The 17,383-nt window shown below is 63.9% G+C and carries 16 protein-coding genes; 4 read left to right on the forward strand and 12 right to left on the reverse strand.

Translation table 11 applies throughout. From position 1 onward, the window contains the following. Positions 1-57: 57 nt before the first annotated feature. Positions 58-1,059, reverse strand: a complete 1,002-nt coding sequence (locus tag FHS03_RS00275) for a LacI family DNA-binding transcriptional regulator (RefSeq protein WP_229425997.1) — start codon at positions 1,057-1,059, stop codon at positions 58-60. 209 nt (positions 1,060-1,268) lie between these two features. Here FHS03_RS00275 and FHS03_RS00280 point away from each other — a divergent pair, with 209 nt between their 5' ends. Both FHS03_RS00280 and FHS03_RS00285 read left to right on the forward strand, forming a co-directional pair. Beyond that, positions 1,269-3,710 carry a TonB-dependent receptor gene (locus tag FHS03_RS00280; RefSeq protein WP_183439050.1) on the forward strand — a complete coding sequence of 814 codons (2,442 nt, stop codon included), beginning with the start codon at positions 1,269-1,271 and terminating at the stop codon, positions 3,708-3,710. A 193-nt stretch (positions 3,711-3,903) separates the two neighbouring features. Next, positions 3,904-4,185: a hypothetical protein gene (locus FHS03_RS00285; protein ID WP_371871556.1), complete on the forward strand. Its 282-nt coding sequence runs from the start codon at positions 3,904-3,906 to the stop codon at positions 4,183-4,185. Positions 4,186-4,335: 150 nt separating this feature from the next. Here FHS03_RS00285 and FHS03_RS00290 read toward each other — a convergent pair whose 3' ends face one another. Next, positions 4,336-5,367, reverse strand: coding sequence for an MBL fold metallo-hydrolase (locus FHS03_RS00290; RefSeq protein WP_221207999.1), 1,032 nt, complete (start codon positions 5,365-5,367; stop codon positions 4,336-4,338). A gap of 118 nt (positions 5,368-5,485) precedes the next feature. Between FHS03_RS00290 and FHS03_RS00295 the strand changes: the two genes are divergently transcribed. Next, the gene (locus FHS03_RS00295) at positions 5,486-6,091 is read left to right on the forward strand and encodes a TetR/AcrR family transcriptional regulator (protein WP_183439052.1); all 606 of its coding nucleotides are present in this window, start codon (positions 5,486-5,488) and stop codon (positions 6,089-6,091) included. Between the two features lie 6 nt (positions 6,092-6,097). Here the strand turns inward: FHS03_RS00295 and FHS03_RS00300 are convergent, their stop codons facing one another. Then, positions 6,098-7,183, reverse strand: coding sequence for a WD40/YVTN/BNR-like repeat-containing protein (locus tag FHS03_RS00300; RefSeq protein ID WP_183439053.1), 1,086 nt, complete (start codon positions 7,181-7,183; stop codon positions 6,098-6,100). A 1-nt stretch (position 7,184) separates the two neighbouring features. Beyond that, positions 7,185-7,454, reverse strand: a complete 270-nt coding sequence (locus FHS03_RS00305; RefSeq protein ID WP_183439054.1) for a MoaD/ThiS family protein — start codon at positions 7,452-7,454, stop codon at positions 7,185-7,187. A gap of 84 nt (positions 7,455-7,538) precedes the next feature. Here FHS03_RS00305 and FHS03_RS00310 point away from each other — a divergent pair, with 84 nt between their 5' ends. After that, positions 7,539-7,856: a hypothetical protein gene (locus tag FHS03_RS00310; RefSeq protein WP_176345322.1), complete on the forward strand. Its 318-nt coding sequence runs from the start codon at positions 7,539-7,541 to the stop codon at positions 7,854-7,856. A gap of 1 nt (position 7,857) precedes the next feature. Here the strand turns inward: FHS03_RS00310 and FHS03_RS00315 are convergent, their stop codons facing one another. Genes FHS03_RS00315 through FHS03_RS00350 form a run of 8 tightly spaced genes read right to left on the reverse strand, consistent with a single transcriptional unit; the run spans position 7,858 to position 17,373 of the window. After that, a complete protein-coding gene (locus tag FHS03_RS00315) occupies positions 7,858-8,133 on the reverse strand; it encodes a 2Fe-2S iron-sulfur cluster-binding protein (protein ID WP_183439055.1) in 276 nt (91 codons plus the stop codon). Further along, positions 8,130-9,893 (reverse strand): asparagine synthase-related protein, encoded by a 1,764-nt coding sequence (locus FHS03_RS00320; RefSeq protein WP_183439056.1) that lies wholly within the window; start codon positions 9,891-9,893, stop codon positions 8,130-8,132. The genes FHS03_RS00315 and FHS03_RS00320 overlap by 4 nt, the downstream gene beginning before the upstream one ends. A 7-nt stretch (positions 9,894-9,900) precedes the next feature. After that, positions 9,901-11,340, reverse strand: coding sequence for a lipopolysaccharide biosynthesis protein (locus tag FHS03_RS00325; RefSeq protein ID WP_183439057.1), 1,440 nt, complete (start codon positions 11,338-11,340; stop codon positions 9,901-9,903). Positions 11,341-11,350: 10 nt separating this feature from the next. Then, positions 11,351-12,343 carry a polysaccharide deacetylase family protein gene (locus tag FHS03_RS00330; RefSeq protein ID WP_229425998.1) on the reverse strand — a complete coding sequence of 331 codons (993 nt, stop codon included), beginning with the start codon at positions 12,341-12,343 and terminating at the stop codon, positions 11,351-11,353. Beyond that, complete coding sequence (locus FHS03_RS00335; RefSeq protein ID WP_183439058.1) at positions 12,330-13,664, reverse strand: putative O-glycosylation ligase, exosortase A system-associated; 1,335 nt, start codon at positions 13,662-13,664, stop codon at positions 12,330-12,332. Before FHS03_RS00335 ends, FHS03_RS00330 begins: the two co-directional genes overlap by 14 nt. Before the next feature lie 9 nt (positions 13,665-13,673). After that, positions 13,674-15,050: a phenylacetate--CoA ligase family protein gene (locus FHS03_RS00340; protein WP_183439059.1), complete on the reverse strand. Its 1,377-nt coding sequence runs from the start codon at positions 15,048-15,050 to the stop codon at positions 13,674-13,676. Then, positions 15,047-16,159 (reverse strand): glycosyltransferase family 4 protein, encoded by a 1,113-nt coding sequence (locus FHS03_RS00345; RefSeq protein ID WP_183439060.1) that lies wholly within the window; start codon positions 16,157-16,159, stop codon positions 15,047-15,049. The genes FHS03_RS00340 and FHS03_RS00345 overlap by 4 nt, the downstream gene beginning before the upstream one ends. Beyond that, entirely contained in the window at positions 16,156-17,373 is a 1,218-nt protein-coding gene (locus FHS03_RS00350) for a TIGR04063 family PEP-CTERM/XrtA system glycosyltransferase (protein ID WP_183439535.1), read from the reverse strand. Before FHS03_RS00350 ends, FHS03_RS00345 begins: the two co-directional genes overlap by 4 nt. Between the last annotated feature and the right edge of the window lie 10 nt (positions 17,374-17,383).

A 17,383-nucleotide genomic window follows, 5' to 3' on the forward strand; every position in this document is an offset into this window, starting at 1 on the left:
AAGATCCAGAACGGTTTTACAAGGTATTTCAGAAAATCCGGCGCGCCGGGAAGACGTTTAAGTCTGGCGCACCATCAGCGTGGTTGGCAGCATTTCCGATGCCACGGGATTGCCGTTCATCAGGTCCAGCATCTTGCGCGCCAGCAGCACGCCGCCGTCGCGCAGGTATTGGTGCACGCTAGTCAGCGGCGGCACGAAGCTGACCGCGCCCGGCGTATCGTCATAACCGATGACGGAAACCTGCTCCGGCACCCGCATATTCTTCTCGGCCAGGGCGCGGATAGCGCCCATGGCGAGCAGGTCGCTGGCGGCAAATACGCCGTCGAACGAAGTCCCCTTCTTTTTCAGCAGCGACGAGATGCAATCGAAACCCGCCTCGAAGGTAAAAGCCTTGGGGCGCATGATATGCACCGTGCCATGGCCGTTCATTGCGTCGATGAAGCCGGCGCAACGCTCCTGCACCTCGGCGTGGTCCACGTCGCCGAGGAAAACCAGCTTGCTGCGGCCCTGCTCGATAAAGCGCTGGGCGGCGCTGACGCCCCCCTTGCGGTTATCGCTGCCGACCACGATGGTGTCCGAGCCCGGTTCCGGCGCGCCCCACACCACCAGCGGCAGACCCGTCTTCTGCAGGGTGCGCACCGCTTCGCCGTGCGAACCCTGCCCCAGCAGGATCATGCCGTCGGCGCCCTGGACCGGCGCCGTGTCCATCAATTGCTTCGAGGTCAGCACCACGCTGTAGCCGGCCGTGGTCAGCTCCTGCGTAATGCCGCCCAATAACTCCAGCGGATAGGGATCGGACATGGGCCGCCCCTTCACCGGTGTCATTTCCACCACAACCGCCACCGAGTACGACCGCCGCATGCGCAGGTTCCGGGCGCTGACATTCAGCCGGTAGCCCTGTTGCTCCGCCAACTGGCGGATCTTTTCGCGTGTTTCCACCGTGACCAGGGGACTGTCGCGCAAAGCCCGCGACACTGTGATTTTGGAGACACCGGCCATCTTCGCCAGGTCTTCCATCGTCAAAACAGTCTCGGTCCTGCGCACGCCAGTCTTGTTCAAGGCATCATCACTCAAAGGGTTAAAAACAGGGGGTTGCGAGCGCATTATGCCAGATTCCAAGCTGTTGTCACGGGAAATGATATCGATAACATTTTGATTGACATCGATATCATTTGCCGTTTTAATGAGCATTCCAATGTGGCAAGCTGGTCCGGCGGCATGTCCAGGAGACGACATTTACACAGATAAGATAGAAAGCAAAAAAAGCCATGAAAAGCCCAAATACGCTGTTGCTGTCCTCGATCACGCTGGCCGTTCTCACCCTCGCCCAACAAGCCCAGGCCCAGGCGCAAGCCGGCGCCGACCAGGCTCCCTCCCCTGCCGCCAGCAAGGAAGTGCAAGCAGAAATACAACAGGTGGTCGTGACCGGCGTGGCCGCGGCCGGCGGCATCCGCAAGGTCGATTCCGCCTTCTCCATCACCACCGCCAATGAGGAACAGCTGAAAGCCGCCTCGCCCACCAGCACCGCCGACATCCTGAAACTGGTGCCGGGGGTGTATGCGGAAGCGACGGGCGGCCAGTCGGGCGCCAATATCGAGGTGCGCGGCTTCCCCTCCGGCTCGGACTCGCCGTTTGTCTCGGTGCAGATGCAGGGCAATCCGATTTATCCGGTGCCGACTCTCTCCTTCTTCGAAGGTTCCTCCGCCTTCCGCCTGGACGATACGATCGAGCGCGTCGAAGTGCTGCGCGGCGGGCCGAGCACGATCTTCTCCAGCGGCCAGCCGGGCGCGACCATGAACTTCATCCTGAAAAAGGGCACGGACACGCCGGAAGGCAGTATCCGCTTCAGCACCGGCACGGGCGAGCTGCGCCGCGTTGACCTCTTCTACGGTGGCAAGATTTCCGACGGCTGGTATGGCACGGTGGGTGGCTTCTACCGCAAGACCAACGGCGTGCGCGACGCCGGCTTCCCGGCCGACGACGGCAGCCAGATCACCGCCACCTTGACGCGCAAGCTCGACCAGGGCGAACTCACGCTCTATGCGCGCCGTACCAACGACAAGAATGCCTTCTATACCGGCGTGCCGCTGATTTCCAGCAATGAAGGCCGTTCGATCAGCGAATTCCCCGGCTTCGATCCGCTCAAGGGCACGCTGATGAGCAATGAGATGCGCCGCTTCACCGTGGAAGCCGGTCCCGGCAAGACGCTGAACTACAATCTGGGCGATGGTCGTGGTTTGAAAGCCACAGTCTTTGGCGCCGAGTTCGACCAGAAATTTGGCGGCTGGACCGTGTCCAACAAGTTCAACCGCTTCGACGGCGATATGAACACCATCGCCATGTTCACCGGCAATAATCCCCTGTCCATGGGCGCCTACAACACGGCGGCGCTGAAGGCCAATGGCGGCACGGCGGCCACGGCCACCTACCTGGACGGCACGCCCGTGGCCGACAGCCAGCAGGTGGTGCAGGCCGGCCTGTGGGCGGTCGAGAAAAAGATGAAATCCTTCAGCGACGAGCTGCGCGTCAGCAAGGAGTGGATGAAGGATAACGTCGTCACCGTGGGCGGTTATTTCGCCGATTACTCCTCGGACGATACCTGGTATCTGGGCAGCAGCCACCTGATGACGGCCGTGCCGAACGCGCGCCTGATCAATGTGAAGCTCAATAATGGCGTGGTGGTGGCGAACAATGGCAAGGACGGTCCGGTGTTCTACGCGCCGAACGCATCCTATGACGGCCGTAATACCGCCTTCTACATCAGCAACGGCTGGAAGCTGAACGAGCAGGTGCGGCTTGACGCCGGCGTGCGCCGCGAACGGCAAAAGCTGGACGCCACCATCTCCCAACTGACGACCGGCGATACGGACGGCAATCCGCTCACCGTCTACAACAACAATACCTCGATGCCGACCGGCGCCTACACCGCCCTGCACCGCAGCGACTCGGCCACCTCCTTCACCGTGGGCGGCAACTACAAGCTGGGCAAGGATTCCAGCCTGTTCGCGCGCGCCAACACCGGCCACACTTTTGTGTCGTTCGACGACCTGCGCAATGCCGGCAGCCAAGCCAAGGTGGATGACCGCAACGTCCTGCCGACGCCAAAAATCAAGCAGATCGAAGTGGGCTACAAGACCGTGGGCCAGCTGTTCAGCGCCTACATCAACTACTTCCACACTGAGTTCGACGGCATCGCCTTCCAGCAGATCCTGGCCAACGGCAATATCCTGAACTCGGTCAGCGGCTCTAAGGGCAATGGCGTGGAAGTCGAGTTCGCCGTGCGCCCTGTGCGCGACCTGACCCTGAACCTGACCGGCAACTACCAGGATTCGACCTACAAGGACAATCCGCTCACCGCCGGCAAGCAGGTCCAGCGCCAGCCCAAGCTGCAGTTCCGCTTCACGCCGACCTACCGCGTCGGCCTGGGCGAGAACAATGCCGTCAAGCTCTACGGTACGTACACCCAGATCGGCGCGCGCTGGGCCGACCAGGCCAACCAGCAATACCTGCCGAAATATCACACCGTGGACCTGGGCGCCCTGTTCACCTTCGGCGAAAAAATCGAGCTGCGCCTGAGCGCCAACAATGTCGGCAACCAGCTGGGCCTAACCGAAGGCAATTCCCGCCTGACCACGGGCAACAGCGGCCCGATCAATGCCCGTCCCCTGTTCGGCCGCTCGTGGGAAGCCTCGCTGATGTACCGCTTCTAAACTCCAAGAAGTAAAAGTCCCTCTGCAGTACTTGGGGGGTGGATGGAATCCAAGGCCATCCACCCCCATTTTTATTGGCAAAAGGATACGGAAACTGCTGGAAATTTCAGCAAAATTCGCCTACTCTAGAGATGGTGTCTAAATGGGTGAAATTGTGGTTTCAATAACTTCCGTCAACACATTGAAGAGTGCCGTGGCCGTTGCCGAACGCAAAGTTCAGCAAGACCAGACTCGCGTTGACCAAGACGAAGACCGCCTCGACGACAGCCGCAACCAGCTCGTCCGCGACCGCGAAACCCTGGGCCGCACGCAAACCGAAAGCCTGCAAGCCCAAGCCGCCGCCGCCCCAACACTGAGCGCCCCCCGTCTCGACCGCGCCATCGAAAAGCCCATCCCACCGAATCTGCTGCCCCCATCCACCCAGCTCAACGCCCAAGGCCAAACCATTGGCCGCCTCATCAACATCGTCGCCTGAGCGGCCCCCTTTGATCTACCTCAACAAATGTCCACCCTGGTGTCAGGCACCGCGGTCGGACATTTACTGATCTAGCGCAAACAATGTCCGACCTTGGTGCCTGACACCAGGGTGGGACATTGTTTGATTTGGCGCAAAGTGAGTGGGGGCTTACTTGGTGGCGACTTCCCACCAGGCGGAGGTTGCTGCTGGGGCGGCGATGCTCAGGGCTTGGCCAATTTCGGGGGTGGCGAGGGTTTGGCCGTGCTCTTGCGCTAATGCGGCAATGCGCTGGAAGGGGTCGTCCCAGGCGTGCAGGGCGAGGTCGAAAGTGCCATTGTGGATAGGCAGCAAGACTTTGCCGCGCAGGTCTTTGTGCGCTTGCAGGGTTTGTTCGGGTTGCATGTGGACGTCCGGCCATTGGGGATCATAGGCGCCGGTTTCGATGAGCGTGAGGTCGAAGGGGCCGTGCTTGTCGCCAATTTCCTTGAAGCCTTTGAAGTAGCCGCTGTCGCCGCTGAAGAAGATGCGCGCCTCGCCGTTGTCGATGACCCAGGAGGCCCACAGCGTCTTGTTGCCGTCGAATGGGGTGCGGCCGGAGAAGTGCTGGGCCGGCGTCGCGCTCAGGCGCAGGTCGTCCACGGTGGTGGTCTGCCACCAGTCGAGCTGACGGACCTTGGCGGCGGGCACGCCCCAGCCGATCAGGCGGTCGCCGACGCCGAGCGGGGTCAGGAATACTTCGGTTTTGCCGGCCAGTTGCTGGATGGCGGCGTAGTCGAGGTGGTCGTAATGGTCATGCGAGAGGATGACGCCGCGGATCGGCGGCAGTTCGTCGATGCTGATCGGTGGCGCGTGAAAACGCGCCGGGCCGGCCCATTGCACGGGCGAGGCGCGTTCGGAAAATACGGGGTCGGTCAGCCAGAAACGGCCATGCAGCTTGAGCAGCACGGTGGAATGGCCCAGGCGGTAGAGGCTGTTGTCGGGCGCGGCTAGCAGTTGGGCACGGGTGATCGTCTGCACGGGGATGTCTTGCGTAGGCACGGTCCCGGCCGGCTTGTCGAAGGCGAATTTCCACCAGATGCCGAGGGCTTTTCGCAAGCCCATCTGGTTCATTGCCACCGGGTTGCGGAATTTGCCCTCTTTTTGCTGCGGCGAATCGGCGTAGTTGGCGGCATTGCCGGTCAGCGTTGTGGTGTAAGCCATAATCAGTAACACTCCCAGAAGCAAGATCAGACGTTTCATCGGGTTAATCCCAAAATGTAAACTACACAGTGTAGTTCCTATTTTGAGAAAAGTAAACTACCCGGTGTAGAATTCGGGGATGACTACCGAACGCCTTACCGACCGCAAGCGCGCCGCCATCGTAGAGGCTGCCATCGCGGAATTCCGCCAGCATGGTTTCGACGCCACCAGCATGGACAAGATCGCCGCCACGGCCGGCGTGTCGAAGCGCACCGTGTACAACCACTTTCCGGCCAAGGAGGAGCTGTTCGCGGAAATCCTGCAGGAGCTGTGGAAGTGCAGTGCGCCGCTGGACGCCCTCGTCTACTGTCCCGGCGTGCCGCTGCGCGCGCAATTGCTGGAACTGATGCGGCAGAAAATGCTGCTGCTGCAAGACGAGTATTTCCTCGACGTGGCCCGCGTGGCGATCGCCGAAGCCATCCACCGTCCGCAGCGCGCGCGCGAGATGGTCGATCGATTGGCCGACAAGGAGGAAGGCGTGACCGGTTTTATCCGCGCCGCCCAGCAGGATGGCCAGTTAAAGGAAGGCGACCCGGCCTTCATCTCCCATCTACTGCAAGGCCAGTTGAAGGCCTTCGCCTTCTGGCCGCAAGTGGCAATGGGCCAGCCGCCGCTGGATGCGGAACGCCAGCAGGCCGTCATCGACACGGCTGTCGATATGTTCCTGTCCTACTTCGGACGCTAAGCAGCATTAAGCGAAACGCACCGCGTACACCGGCGGCAGATTGAGCGAGATGGTCTGCCAGTAATCGCCGCCATTGGCCGAGAGCCAGACCCCGCCCGTGGTGGACGCCATCAGCAGCGTCTTGCCATCGTCGGCCACGACCAAGCCATGACGGTAGACCAAGTCGTAACAGTGCTCCTGCGGCAAGCCGCCGCGCAGCACGGCGAAGCTGGCGCCGCCATCGTTGGTGCGGGTGACGGCCAGCGCGGCATCCACCGGCACGCGCTGCTGGTCGGCCACGCCGGGCACGAACCAGGCGGTGTTGCCGTCGCGCGGATGTACGGCCACGGCAAAGCCGAAACTCGATAGCGGCGCCGTTTTCACCTCGGCCCAGTTGCGGCCATTGTCGGTGGAGTGCCAGATGCCGCAATGGTGCTGGCACCACAGCACGTCCGGCTCATCCTGGCAGCGCACGATGCGGTGCGGGTCTTGCGCGTCTTCCTGCTCCGCCAGATCGGGCGGCATATAGTTGGCGCGCATGCCTTTCGCGCGCAGCGACCAGGTGGCGCCGCCGTCCTCGGTCAGCCAGGCGCCGGCGCAGGACACGCCCACCAGCACCGCATTGCTGTTGCGCGGATCGACACAGATGCTGTGAATGCCGGGATAGTCGTAGCCGCCGCCAAACCACTGGCTGCGGTTCTCCACATTCCACAGCGAGTCCACCAGCTGCCAGCTGTCGCCGCGGTCATTGGAACGGAACAGGCCTCCGGGCAGCGTGCCCGCCCACAGCACGCCCGGCTGATCGGGACCACCGGTTTCCAGCGACCAGATTTGGCGCAGCGTCCATTCGGTCTTGTCCGTGCTGTCCTCCGGTTTGGGTGGGTAGACCGGCACCGCCACCTCCTGCCACTCGCCGCCGGCATCGCGCCGCTGCAGCTTGCAGCCAAAATGGCCCAGGTTCAGGGCCGCGTAAGTGGCGCCGTCGCGCGCATCGTTCAGCACCATGGACACCGGCTCGCCGTAGAAATGCTTGTCCACCACGGCCCACTCGCCGCCCTTGGCGGCCAGCTCGAACAAACCCTTGCGGGTGGCGATGAAAGCGCGGTCTGGCATGTCAGCCTCCTGAGAGTGCCTGCAAAATATAGATGCTGGAATCGGCTTGCAAGGGATCGTCGAGCAGAGCGCGGTCGCGGCAACGCTGGCCGTCGATGAAGATGACGACATTGGGACGCAAATGACCCTGATCGTCCAGCACATAGCCGCGCAAGCGCGCATTTCCGGCGAAAGCGCCATCGAGGGCGGCGCGCAGGGTCGTCGCCTGCGTTTCCAGCTGCGGAACGGGCAGGAAACGCGCCAACTGCTGGGTGAAGATGATCTGCGCCACGGCTCTCCTCCAAGGTGGAAATTCTAGCGCGGTTCGGTGCGGCTTTGGCCTAAAATAAAAGCGGGCGAACCACCGGAGCCACAGATGTCGATTACCCAGCTGGAACTAGAGTTGCTGATGCAGGAAGTCGAACAGGAAGACCCGATTGATTTTGCCGACCTGCCTTTTGACGAAAAAGAGCTGCGCGGCCTGGTCGCCAGCCATCTCTGCGAGATGGCCGATGCGATGGACAAGTTCACCGAGGAAGACCGCCGTCTGACCTTGCTGGCGGTGGCGGCCAAGCTGGTGCTGGAAAACCTGGTGCTGCATGTGCAATTGCTGCGCCGCCACGGCCTGCCGCTGAACGAACAGACCGAGGCGCTGCTGATGCGCCTGCGCCGCAGCCGGCCCGAGGACGATTGATTCAGACCTGGCGCGCCGCCGGCACCGAGATCACCAGATCGCTGTCCGCCACGGCGACGCAGGGCAGGATGAAGCCTTCGCGCTTTTCGTCCAGGCTCAGTCCCGGCCACTCGACCAGATAATGCACCGTGCCGCTGGCGTGACAAAAACAGGTGCGGCAAGTGCCGTTGCGGCAGGAGCTGGGCAGGCGGATGCCCGCCTGTTCGGCCGCGGCCAGCACGGTGCGGCCCTCCCCTGCCTCGAATTCCCAGCCTTGCGGCTCGACGCGGATCTTCATTGGCTCAGCCGCTCCGGCGCGCGCGCCGGCTCGCAAGCCGACCAGTATTTGTGGAAGGTGGAGGCGGTGTTGATCAGGTAGGCGCAATCGCGCCAGCCCAGGCGCGTGAGCCAGACGGCGGCGTTCAGCATGCGCCGGCTGATCAGGTGCTCAGGGAAGCGCTGGCTGGCGAGCACCTGGCGGCCCTTGTCGGCGGCGTGGCGGCGCATCTGGCGCAGCACGGATGGATCGAAATAGTCGTGCCACTGGTATTTCAGGCCGGCGGGCATGGGCAGCTCGCAAGGCACGTGGCCGGGATAGGCTTGCCATGGGATGGTATCCAGTCCATTCGGGAAGCGTGCCAGCCAATCCATATAGAAACGGTGTTCGAGGAAGGCGTCCACCGGCTGGCGCAGCACGGTTTCGAGGAAGCTGGCGTCGAGGAAGGGCAGCTGGAATTCCATGCGCTCGCGATCGATCTCTTCGAAGTGCTGGGCCAGGTGGCGGCGCTGGTCATTGAACATCAGGAAAAGGTGGAAGGCGCGGCCCCGATCTGCACCCTGGATGGCGTCCAGTTCTTCCAGCGCGCCTTGCAGCGGCAAGCCTTGCAGGGTTTCGCGCATGGCGGCCGGGATGATGCGCGAAGGCAGTCCCTTGTTGAAACGGGCCAGCGCCTCGGCCGGCGCGCCGCGCTGCATATCGGCCACCAGCTCGCGGTCCATATACACATGCCCCAGCGAGACGCTGCCGCCATCGCCCGACCACAACAGGCGCGGACGGTCGCTGGTCAGCGGGCCGAATTCGTGGCGCATCCATTCCTTCAGCTCGGACTTGTGATAACCGCGTCCGGCATCGCTGCCTTCCTGCACCAATTGCACGTGGCGCGTGCCAAGGTGGTCGGCCATCAGCTTGGCGAAGACCTGGTCCTGCTTGCCATCCGGCGCGAGGTTGAAGGTGTAGACGGCGGAGCCGATGGCGTGCAGGCCGCCGACAATGGCGCGCGAATCCAGGCCGCCGCTGAGGAAGGCGGCCGCCATGGGCGCGCCGCGCTGGCGGCGACGCAGCGCGGCGACAAAGGCATCGTAGGAGCGCCGCACGGTCGGTTCCTGCGGCAGCGGCGCTTCGGCTTCGTCCCAGCGCGCATAGGTGGAGAAAGTGGCCGCGCCCTCGGCCAGGCGCGCGATCTCGCCCGAACGCAGCATGCGGATGCCGGCATAGGCGGTGCGTTCGCCCAGGGCATAGCCGAAGGCGGCGATCTCGGTCACGCCGCGCACGTCCATTTCCTTGCGCACCTGGGGCAGCGCTTCGAGAATGCGCAGCGCGCTGGCGAAGACGGCATAGTCCTCGCCCTGCCACAGATACAGGGGGCGGGCGCCGATGCGGTCCACGAAGAGCAGCAGCTCGCCGCGCGCGGCGCTGTAATGCAGGCCGCAGAAACTGCCTTGGCTTTGCGCCAGCGCAAGCTCGCCTTCGGCGCGACCCTGCGCAAAACCCGCGTGCAGCGAGGCGGTGTCGTGGGCGCGGTTCCAGGCGGGATCGTTATCGCCTTCGCGCAGCAGGGCTTCGCCGGCCAGCGCGCTCAGGTTGCCGGCGGCATCGGCCTGCATGGCCGGTGCGCCGAAAGCGCCAATGTCAACTTTGGCGACATGGCAGAAAGCGTCGCCCAGTTCCGCCACGGCCTCGCAAGGCTGGCGCGAGATATGGCGGCGTAGGGCATTGCGCAACTCTTCCGGCAGTGCCTTGCCGGGCTTCGTACTGAAGGCACCCGCAAGTATCGTCATGGCAGGCCTATCCTTTCCTTCTGACCAGGCGCCACACATCCATCAGCGTGGCGCGGTTAACCGTCCAGCTGCACAGCACATAGACCAGGGCGCCGGCCGATACTTCCACGGCCAAAGCCAGCTTGCGATCCGCATAGCCGCGCAGCGCATACTGCACAGCAGTTACCGCAGCAAACATCACGCCAGCCGAAATCATGGCAGGCATCATGCGCTGCACCACGTGGCCGACAGTGAGGCCGATCACCGCCACCATGCGGCGCAGATTGATCAGCAAGACCACAGGATACATGATGGCCCAGGCCAGGGCTACGCCGGTGATGCCCCAATGGGTGCCGGCATAGAAGGCGAGCGGCATCAGGGTGCAGCCGACGATGCCATTCTGCAGCGAAACGCCGGGATGGCCGACGGCATCCGTCACCGTCGGCATGAACTGCACCACGGTGCGGAAAGGCATGATCAGGGCCAGCACCTGCAGCGGGAAGACCGCCTCCTCCCAATGGTCGCCGAGAAAGACCAGGATGATGTCGCTGGCAGTGGCCGCCATACCCCATAGCACCGGGAAGGCGATCAGGCTGACCAGCTCAAAAGCCTTGAGCAGCTGGCGCACGATGGCTTCGCGGTCATGCTGGAAACGGGCAAACGCCGGGAAGGCCACCTGGTTCAGGATGGCCGAAACGCGCTGGGTCGGCATGCTGGCCAGGTGCATGGCCACCGCATACAGGCCCAGTACCTGCCCGCCCAGCATGCGGCCGACGATGACGATATCGACCTGGCTGAAGAAGAACCACAGGAAGCGCGAGGTCGTCACCTTGCCGCCGAACGTCATCAGATCGCGCATGCCGGTCCAGGAAAACAGCGGCCAATGCGGGAACGGCGACACGATATTCACCAGCGCCGTGCGCCAGACGGCGGCGGCCACCTGGCCCAGCGCCAGCGACCAGACACCATGCCCCATCAATGCCAGCGTCAGCGTCACCAGGCTGGTGATCACCGCCGTCGTCAGATCGACGATGGAGCGCTTCTTGAAATCGAGCGCGCGCTGCAGCTGCACTTCGGAGACGATGGCCAGTGGCGTCAGCAGGAATTGCAGCGACAGCACGCGCACCAGCGGCACCAGGCGCGGTTCGGAGTAAAACTCGGCGATGGCCGGCGCGGCCAGGTTCAGCAAGGCGCACAGCGCCAGGTTCACGATCAGGAAGATGCCGAAAGCCTGGCGCAGCTTCTGCGTGGTGACTTCGGCCGCCTGCACCAGGGCCGGCCCCAGTCCCACCTCGGCAAACATCACCAGCAAGGCGATGAAGACCGAGGACATCGCCATCAAGCCATAGTCGGCCGGCACCAGCAGGCGCATCACGAAAATCGTGATCACCCAGGTAATCATCTGGCTGCCGAATTTTGCTCCGGCCATCCATTTCAGGCCGTGCAAAACCTCATTCTTTAAAGTCATCGAGTTCTCTTTACACCAGCTGTGCGCTGACGGTTAAATTCCTGGCCAGGCGCAGCACAAAACGCAGCCGGCTGCGGTCCCATGGCGTGAAACGCGGTAATTGGTAGACATCCTGGCGGCCCTTGCTGGCGCCCCAGGCGGTGGAAACGGCGCCCTCGAAACCCAGTTCGCGCACCATGGAGACATGCTCGGGCAGATAATCCTCGCCCGGCTTGCCGTTCGGGTAGGCGAACAAGAGCACATTCTGGCCCAGCAAATCCTCCAGCGCGGCCTTGCCGCTGGCGATTTCCTGGCGCGCCTGCGCGGCCGGCAGGCGCGCCAGGATCGGATGGTTGACGGTATGGGCGCCCAGGCCCATGCCGGCGTCGCGCAGCTTGTGCAACTGGGCCGTATTCATCATCAGATCCGCAGGCAGCTCGCAGCGGGCCAGATCGGCCAGGCGGTTCACCTGCGCCAGGCGCTCTTCCATCGGCAGGTATTTCAATTGGCCGATCAGGGCCGGAATGGCGCGCTGGCGGTCAGCGATGCTGCCCAGGGCATGCTGGCCAAGGCCGAGGGAGGAGGCATCCAGCCCACCGCCCGGCGCGCGCCGCGCCAGCTCGATCACGCTGTCATTCCACATGCGGCCGCCGTTCAGGAAGCCGGTCGCGATAAAGAAGGTGGCGTGCAAACCATGCTTCAGCAGCAACGGCAGGGCCACTTCGGCATTGTCGGCATAGCCGTCGTCGAAGGTGATGCAGGCGGCGCGCGGCGGCAAGTCGCCGCTGCGGGCGCGGCGCACGGCATCAAGCAGGGGCAGGATGGTGAAGCGCGATTTCAGGAGAGCAAGCTGCTGGTCGAACTCCTCCCTATCGACTTCACCGGGAAACAGCGGATCTTTTTGCGGCAGCACACGGTGGTAGATCAGGATGGAGAGGCCGCGCCGCCCGCCAGGGGACAGCACGCGCAGCAGTCCTTTTTCCAGCAGCGGCGAACCGCCGCCATGCATTTCATACTGGCTCATTCCGCGCTTTCTCGTCGTCTGGGACGGTGGTGGGTGGCGGGACGGCGAATACGCTGGGCGCGCGCCGCACCGGCAAGGGTTTGACGTCGCGCAGGCCGCGTTCGACCAGGACGCGGGTCGCGACCATGGCCACCATCAGATAATAGGGCACATCGAAATAGGCCAGGCTGAGGAAGGCGCCGCCCACCATGAAGCCCAGCTGGCTCACTTGCAGCATGCGCGCCAGATTGGCGGCCCACTCGAATTCCGGCAGCTTGGCCGAGTTGCGGATGATCCAGCTGCCGGTGCGCCAGGTCAGGATCAGCAGCGTCAGATACAGCCACAGGCCGATCCAGCCATGCTCGCCCAGGATCTGGAAATAGATGCTGTGGGCGGCATGCACGTCTTCCGGTATCGGCGCATAGCGATGGAACACATCGGGGTCGTAGATTTCGAAGCCGCCGCCGAAGAAGCGGTCGTTGGCCAGGTTGAAAGCCATGCGCCAGGCATTGATGCGGCCCATGGCGGAATCGTCTTCCTGGTAAGTGTTGATGGTGTCGATGCGCGCATGCCACTGTTCGGGCATGATGAGCAGGGCCACGGGAATGCACAGCACCAGCAGGCTGCCCATCACGGCCTTGTTCTTGCTCTTCAGCCAAAGGAAGAACATCATGGCGGCCATGGCAACCGCCGCGCCGCGCGAATACGAGGCGATCGAGGCGATGCCGCACAAGAGCATGGAGGCGATCATGGCGCGCTTGCCCCATTTGTGCTGGATCAGAGAAAGCAGGTAGTACATCAGCGGAATGATCATGATCAGCGCCAGCGCGATCTCGTTGTTGCCGTCGATGAAGGTGCCGATCGGCCCCCACACGCGGTACTGGGCGCCGCTGCGGATGGTGAAGATGCCGCCCTTTACGCCGTAATAGCCGATCGACACCACCACCGTCCAGACCAGCCATTCGATATGGCGCCGTTCCGTCACCAGCATGGCGACGACAATCGTCATGCCCATGATTTTCATCACCTTGATCCATTGCGTGCCGACCTGGTCGGGGTGGATGGCGAATAGCGCCGTCACGCACATCCAGACGATGAAGAGGAGGAAGGTTCCGGTGACGGCCGTCAGCGGCATGCGGAATTTTTGGCGGTTGAACAGGATGGACAGCACCATGGTGCCGGCGATAATCGCGGCAAAGGGGAAGTCGCGCGCGAAGCCCCAGCCTTGCGAGTGCGGATTCATCACGCTGATCCAGATCCACATCACCATGCCGAACCAGGGGCGCTTGAAGATATACGGCAGCGATCCGAATACCAGCGCCGCAACGATAAAGTCCCTCATCTCTTTTCCTTACCTCGGCGCCGCGACCTTGCTGACCACATAGCGGAACTTGCCGGATTTCTCGGGCGCGATGGCGTCCACCTGCCGCACATCCACCTGCACGTCCGCGCCCAGGCGGGCCTTGAAACCGCGTTCGATTTTGGCGCGCAGCTCCGCATCGAGCGGCGCTTCCAGCACCACCTGCACCTCGGTCAGGTCCAGGCTTTCCTGGCAAATGCGGAAAGCCTTCACCTGGGGCAGGTCGCGCAGTATATAGACCAGCGCCAGTCCATGCATCACGGTGCCATCCCGCGCCACCAGGAAATCGGTGCTGCGGCCCTGGATTTCCTTCAGCAGCGGCAGGCCGCGCCCGCAGCTGCAGGCTTTCGTATCGAGCACGCCGATATCGCCGGTGCGGTAGCGGATGAAGGGATAGTCGCCGGTCGCCAGATGGGTGACGACAATTTCCCCGGCCTGGCCGCGCGGCAGCGGCTGGCCATCCGGGCCGACTGTCTCGACGATGATGTCTTCGGCCGTGATGTGCATGCCGCCCGCCGGGCATTGGTGGGCGATAAAGCCCGCGTCGCGGCCGCCGTAGCCGTTCGCCACCGGACAGCCGAAAGTGGATGAAATCTGTTCGCGCTGCTCGTCATACAGGCGTTCGGAAGTGACGAAGGCGACGCGGATGCCCAGGTCGTTCATACGCTGGCCGCGCGCCTTGGCGTGGCGCGCGATATGCGACAACGCCGATGGATAGCCGAACAGCATGCGCGGCCGGGTAGCGCGGATACGTTCGACAAAGCTATCCAGCTTGGTTTCCGACATTTCGAAAGCGGGCAGCAGGCGGGTGCGCAGCAGGCGGTCGCGCACGGCGCGCACGCGGTCCTGCGCGCCAAGCTCAATGGGCGAACCCCAGACCACGATTTCGGGATCGCCGATATCCACATTCCACCAGCGCGTGGCGCGCCACTTGGCTGCGACGTCATGGCTGACGCGCTCCTTGCCAATATAAAAAATCAGCGGCTCGCCGCTGGAGCCGCCCGTGTTGAAGCGCGCCAGCCCGACCGCATCCTCCGCCCTAAGCCGGTCGGAGTTGGCGCGGATCGTGGCCTTGTCCATCAGCGGCAGGCGCGCCAGATCGGACAGGGCGTGCAGATCGCGCGCCGGGTCGAAGCCAAGGCTGGCGAACAGGTCGCGGTAATACGGCACCTTGGTCTGGGCGCGCAGCAGCAGACGTTTAAGACGCTGCAATTGCAGATCCTGCAAACGCGGTTCGGGCCAGTACTGCGACTCCTCCATGCGCCGCCGCACCGCCACGCTGGCGTGCTGCTTCATGCGCTCATGCAAAGGGAAGATCAGGCCCGAGATCAAGGACGTGTACAAGGCGGGGGCGGGACGGTTATTCATGGCTGGCTCAATGCTTTGGCCGCAGCGGGCCGCAACACGCTGCGATAGACCTGCAATAACTGGGGACGCACGCTCTGCCAGGTAAACTGCTGCACCTGGCGCAACCCCGCTTCGCGCAGCGCGGCGGCCAGCGCCGGTTCGGCGCACAGGCGCAGGACGGCGTCGGCCATCTGCTGCGGCGATTGCGACGGCACCAGCAAGGCGGTGCGCTCATGTTCGACCAGATAAGGCACGCCGCCCACATCGGTGCTGACCACGGCAACGCCGCTGGCCAGGGCTTCGAGCACGGAATTCGGCGTGTTATCCACCAGACTGCAATTCAGCATCACATCGGCATTGCGGTAGAGGACCGCCATGGCTTGCGGATCGACCCGGCCGGTGAAGTTCACGGCGTCGGTCAAGCCCAGCATGGCCGCCAGCGCTACCAGCTCGGCGCGCAAGGGGCCGGAACCGGCAATCACCAGGCGCGCAGCAGGATGGCGCGCGCGCACGATGGCGAAGGCGTGCAGCGCGGTGGCATTGTCGTAGATAGGCTCCAGATTGCGCGACACCAGCAGGCGCGGGCCGGCTGCCGGCGCGTCGCCTGCATCGGCGCTGCGGAAGCGTTCCAGATTGACGATGTTCGGCACGATGGCGGCATCGACCTTGAATTTCGCGAACACGGCTTTCAGGAAACCGGAGGGAACGATCAGGGCGTCGGCCCGTTTCAGGCTGGGACGCACCCAGGCAATGGCGCCTTGCAGGAAGGTCTCGGCCTCGCCCCCCCGGTAATTCACCACCACCGGCTTGCCGCGCAGGCGCGCGATCCAGATGGCGGGCGCCGCGAACAGATGCCAGGACCAGCCGGAATTGGCCATCACGTGGAAGAGCTGCACGCGTCCCGCCGCCCGCCATAGCTGCGCCAGATAAGGCAGCAGGCGGAATAAGGCGCGCACGCCTTTCAGTCGCGCCGCCCAGGCCGGGCGGTAAGGCGCATTGACCTGGATGGTTTCCACGTCCACGCCTTCATCGCGCAGCAGCGAAGCCAGTTGCAAGGTCTGGTTTGCCATGCCGCCCGATGGCGGGGGCAATGGCCCCACCAGGGCGATGCGCAGCGCCGCCGCGGTCATGGCTGGCGCGCCTTGCCAACCACGCCGCCATACACGCGGCTGTAGCGTGCCACGCTGGCGGCCCAGCTGCGTTCCGACTCGACGAAGCGGCGCCCCTGTGCGCGCAGCTGCGGCCACAATGCCGGCGCGGCCAACAGGGCCAGCACCTTGCCGGCCAGCGCCTGCGCATCGCCGGCCGGGAACAGGATGCCGGTGCGGCCATCGTCGATCAGCTCCTTGTGGCCGCCGACGTCGGAAGCGACCAGCAGGCGGCCTTGCGCCATCGCTTCCAGCGGCTTGAGCGGCGTCACCAGGTCGGTCAGGCGCATCTTCAGGCGCGGATAGCAGAGCACATCGATCAGGTTGTAGTAGCGCTGCACTTCGGCATGCGGCACGCGGCCGGTGAAGATCACCTGGTCCGCAATGCCCAGCTCTTTCGCCTGCTGGCGCAGGTGCTGGTCCTGGGGACCGCCGCCCACCAGCAGCACGCGCGTGTCGGGGCGTTCGGCCAGCACCGCTGGCAGGGCTTGCAGCAGCACGTTCAAGCCTTCGTAAGCGTAGAAGGAACCGATAAAGCCGAGCACTGTCTTGCCCTGCAAGCCAAGGCTGTCCGCCAGCGCCTCATCGCGTTCGCCATCGACGCTGAAATCGCCGATATCCACAGCGTTCGGGATGACCTCGACTTTTTGCGCGGGAATGCCGCGGCCCACGATCTCGCTGCGCAAGCCTTCGCAGATGGTGGTGGCGGCATCGACCCGCTTCAGCGCCCAGGTTTCCAGCGCGCGCGTCATGCGGTAGCGCAAGCCCCATTCCTGGCTGGTGCCATGGTCGACGGCGGCGTCCTCCCAGAAGGCGCGGATTTCATACACGACCGGAATGCCCAGGCGCTTGCCGACGCGCAGCGCGGCCACGGCGTTCAGCGCCGGCGAGTGGGCATGCAGGATGTCGGGCCGCACTTCCTTCGCCACTTGCAGCAGGCGCCCGGCCAGACGGTCGATCACGGCCAGCTGGTTCAGCACCGGCAGGCGCGCCATCAGGCCGGTGGCCGGTTCGGTGCGGTGGAAGGCCAGTCCATCCACCGTTTCATGCGCGACGCTGACGGCGCCCTGTTTGGGGCTGGTGATATGGTGCGTCTCCCAGCCCAGCGCGCGCTGCTCCTGCAAAATGGAGCGGGTGCGGAAGGTATAGCCGCTATGCAGCGGGATCGAGTGATCCAGCACATGCAGGATGCGCAGGGGCTGGCCC

The organism is Pseudoduganella violacea, from assembly GCF_014191875.1.
GTDB classification, from domain to species: Bacteria; Pseudomonadota; Gammaproteobacteria; order Burkholderiales; family Burkholderiaceae_D; genus Rugamonas; species Rugamonas violacea_A.

Excerpts from the sequence above, each read along its gene's own strand:
- FHS03_RS00345 (WP_183439060.1), bottom strand. The coding sequence starts at position 16,159 with ATGACCGCGGCGGCGCTGCGCATCGCCCTGGTGGGGCCATTGCCCCCG.
- FHS03_RS00295 (WP_183439052.1), top strand. The coding sequence starts at position 5,486 with ATGACTACCGAACGCCTTACCGACCGCAAGCGCGCCGCCATCGTAGAG.
- FHS03_RS00335 (WP_183439058.1), bottom strand. The coding sequence starts at position 13,664 with ATGAGGGACTTTATCGTTGCGGCGCTGGTATTCGGATCGCTGCCGTAT.
- FHS03_RS00330 (WP_229425998.1), bottom strand. The coding sequence starts at position 12,343 with ATGAGCCAGTATGAAATGCATGGCGGCGGTTCGCCGCTGCTGGAAAAA.
- FHS03_RS00340 (WP_183439059.1), bottom strand. The coding sequence starts at position 15,050 with ATGAATAACCGTCCCGCCCCCGCCTTGTACACGTCCTTGATCTCGGGC.
- FHS03_RS00315 (WP_183439055.1), bottom strand. The coding sequence starts at position 8,133 with ATGAAGATCCGCGTCGAGCCGCAAGGCTGGGAATTCGAGGCAGGGGAG.
- FHS03_RS00280 (WP_183439050.1), top strand. The coding sequence starts at position 1,269 with ATGAAAAGCCCAAATACGCTGTTGCTGTCCTCGATCACGCTGGCCGTT.
- FHS03_RS00310 (WP_176345322.1), top strand. The coding sequence starts at position 7,539 with ATGTCGATTACCCAGCTGGAACTAGAGTTGCTGATGCAGGAAGTCGAA.
- FHS03_RS00325 (WP_183439057.1), bottom strand. The coding sequence starts at position 11,340 with ATGACTTTAAAGAATGAGGTTTTGCACGGCCTGAAATGGATGGCCGGA.
- FHS03_RS00290 (WP_221207999.1), bottom strand. The coding sequence starts at position 5,367 with ATGGCTTACACCACAACGCTGACCGGCAATGCCGCCAACTACGCCGAT.
- FHS03_RS00320 (WP_183439056.1), bottom strand. The coding sequence starts at position 9,893 with ATGACGATACTTGCGGGTGCCTTCAGTACGAAGCCCGGCAAGGCACTG.
- FHS03_RS00300 (WP_183439053.1), bottom strand. The coding sequence starts at position 7,183 with ATGCCAGACCGCGCTTTCATCGCCACCCGCAAGGGTTTGTTCGAGCTG.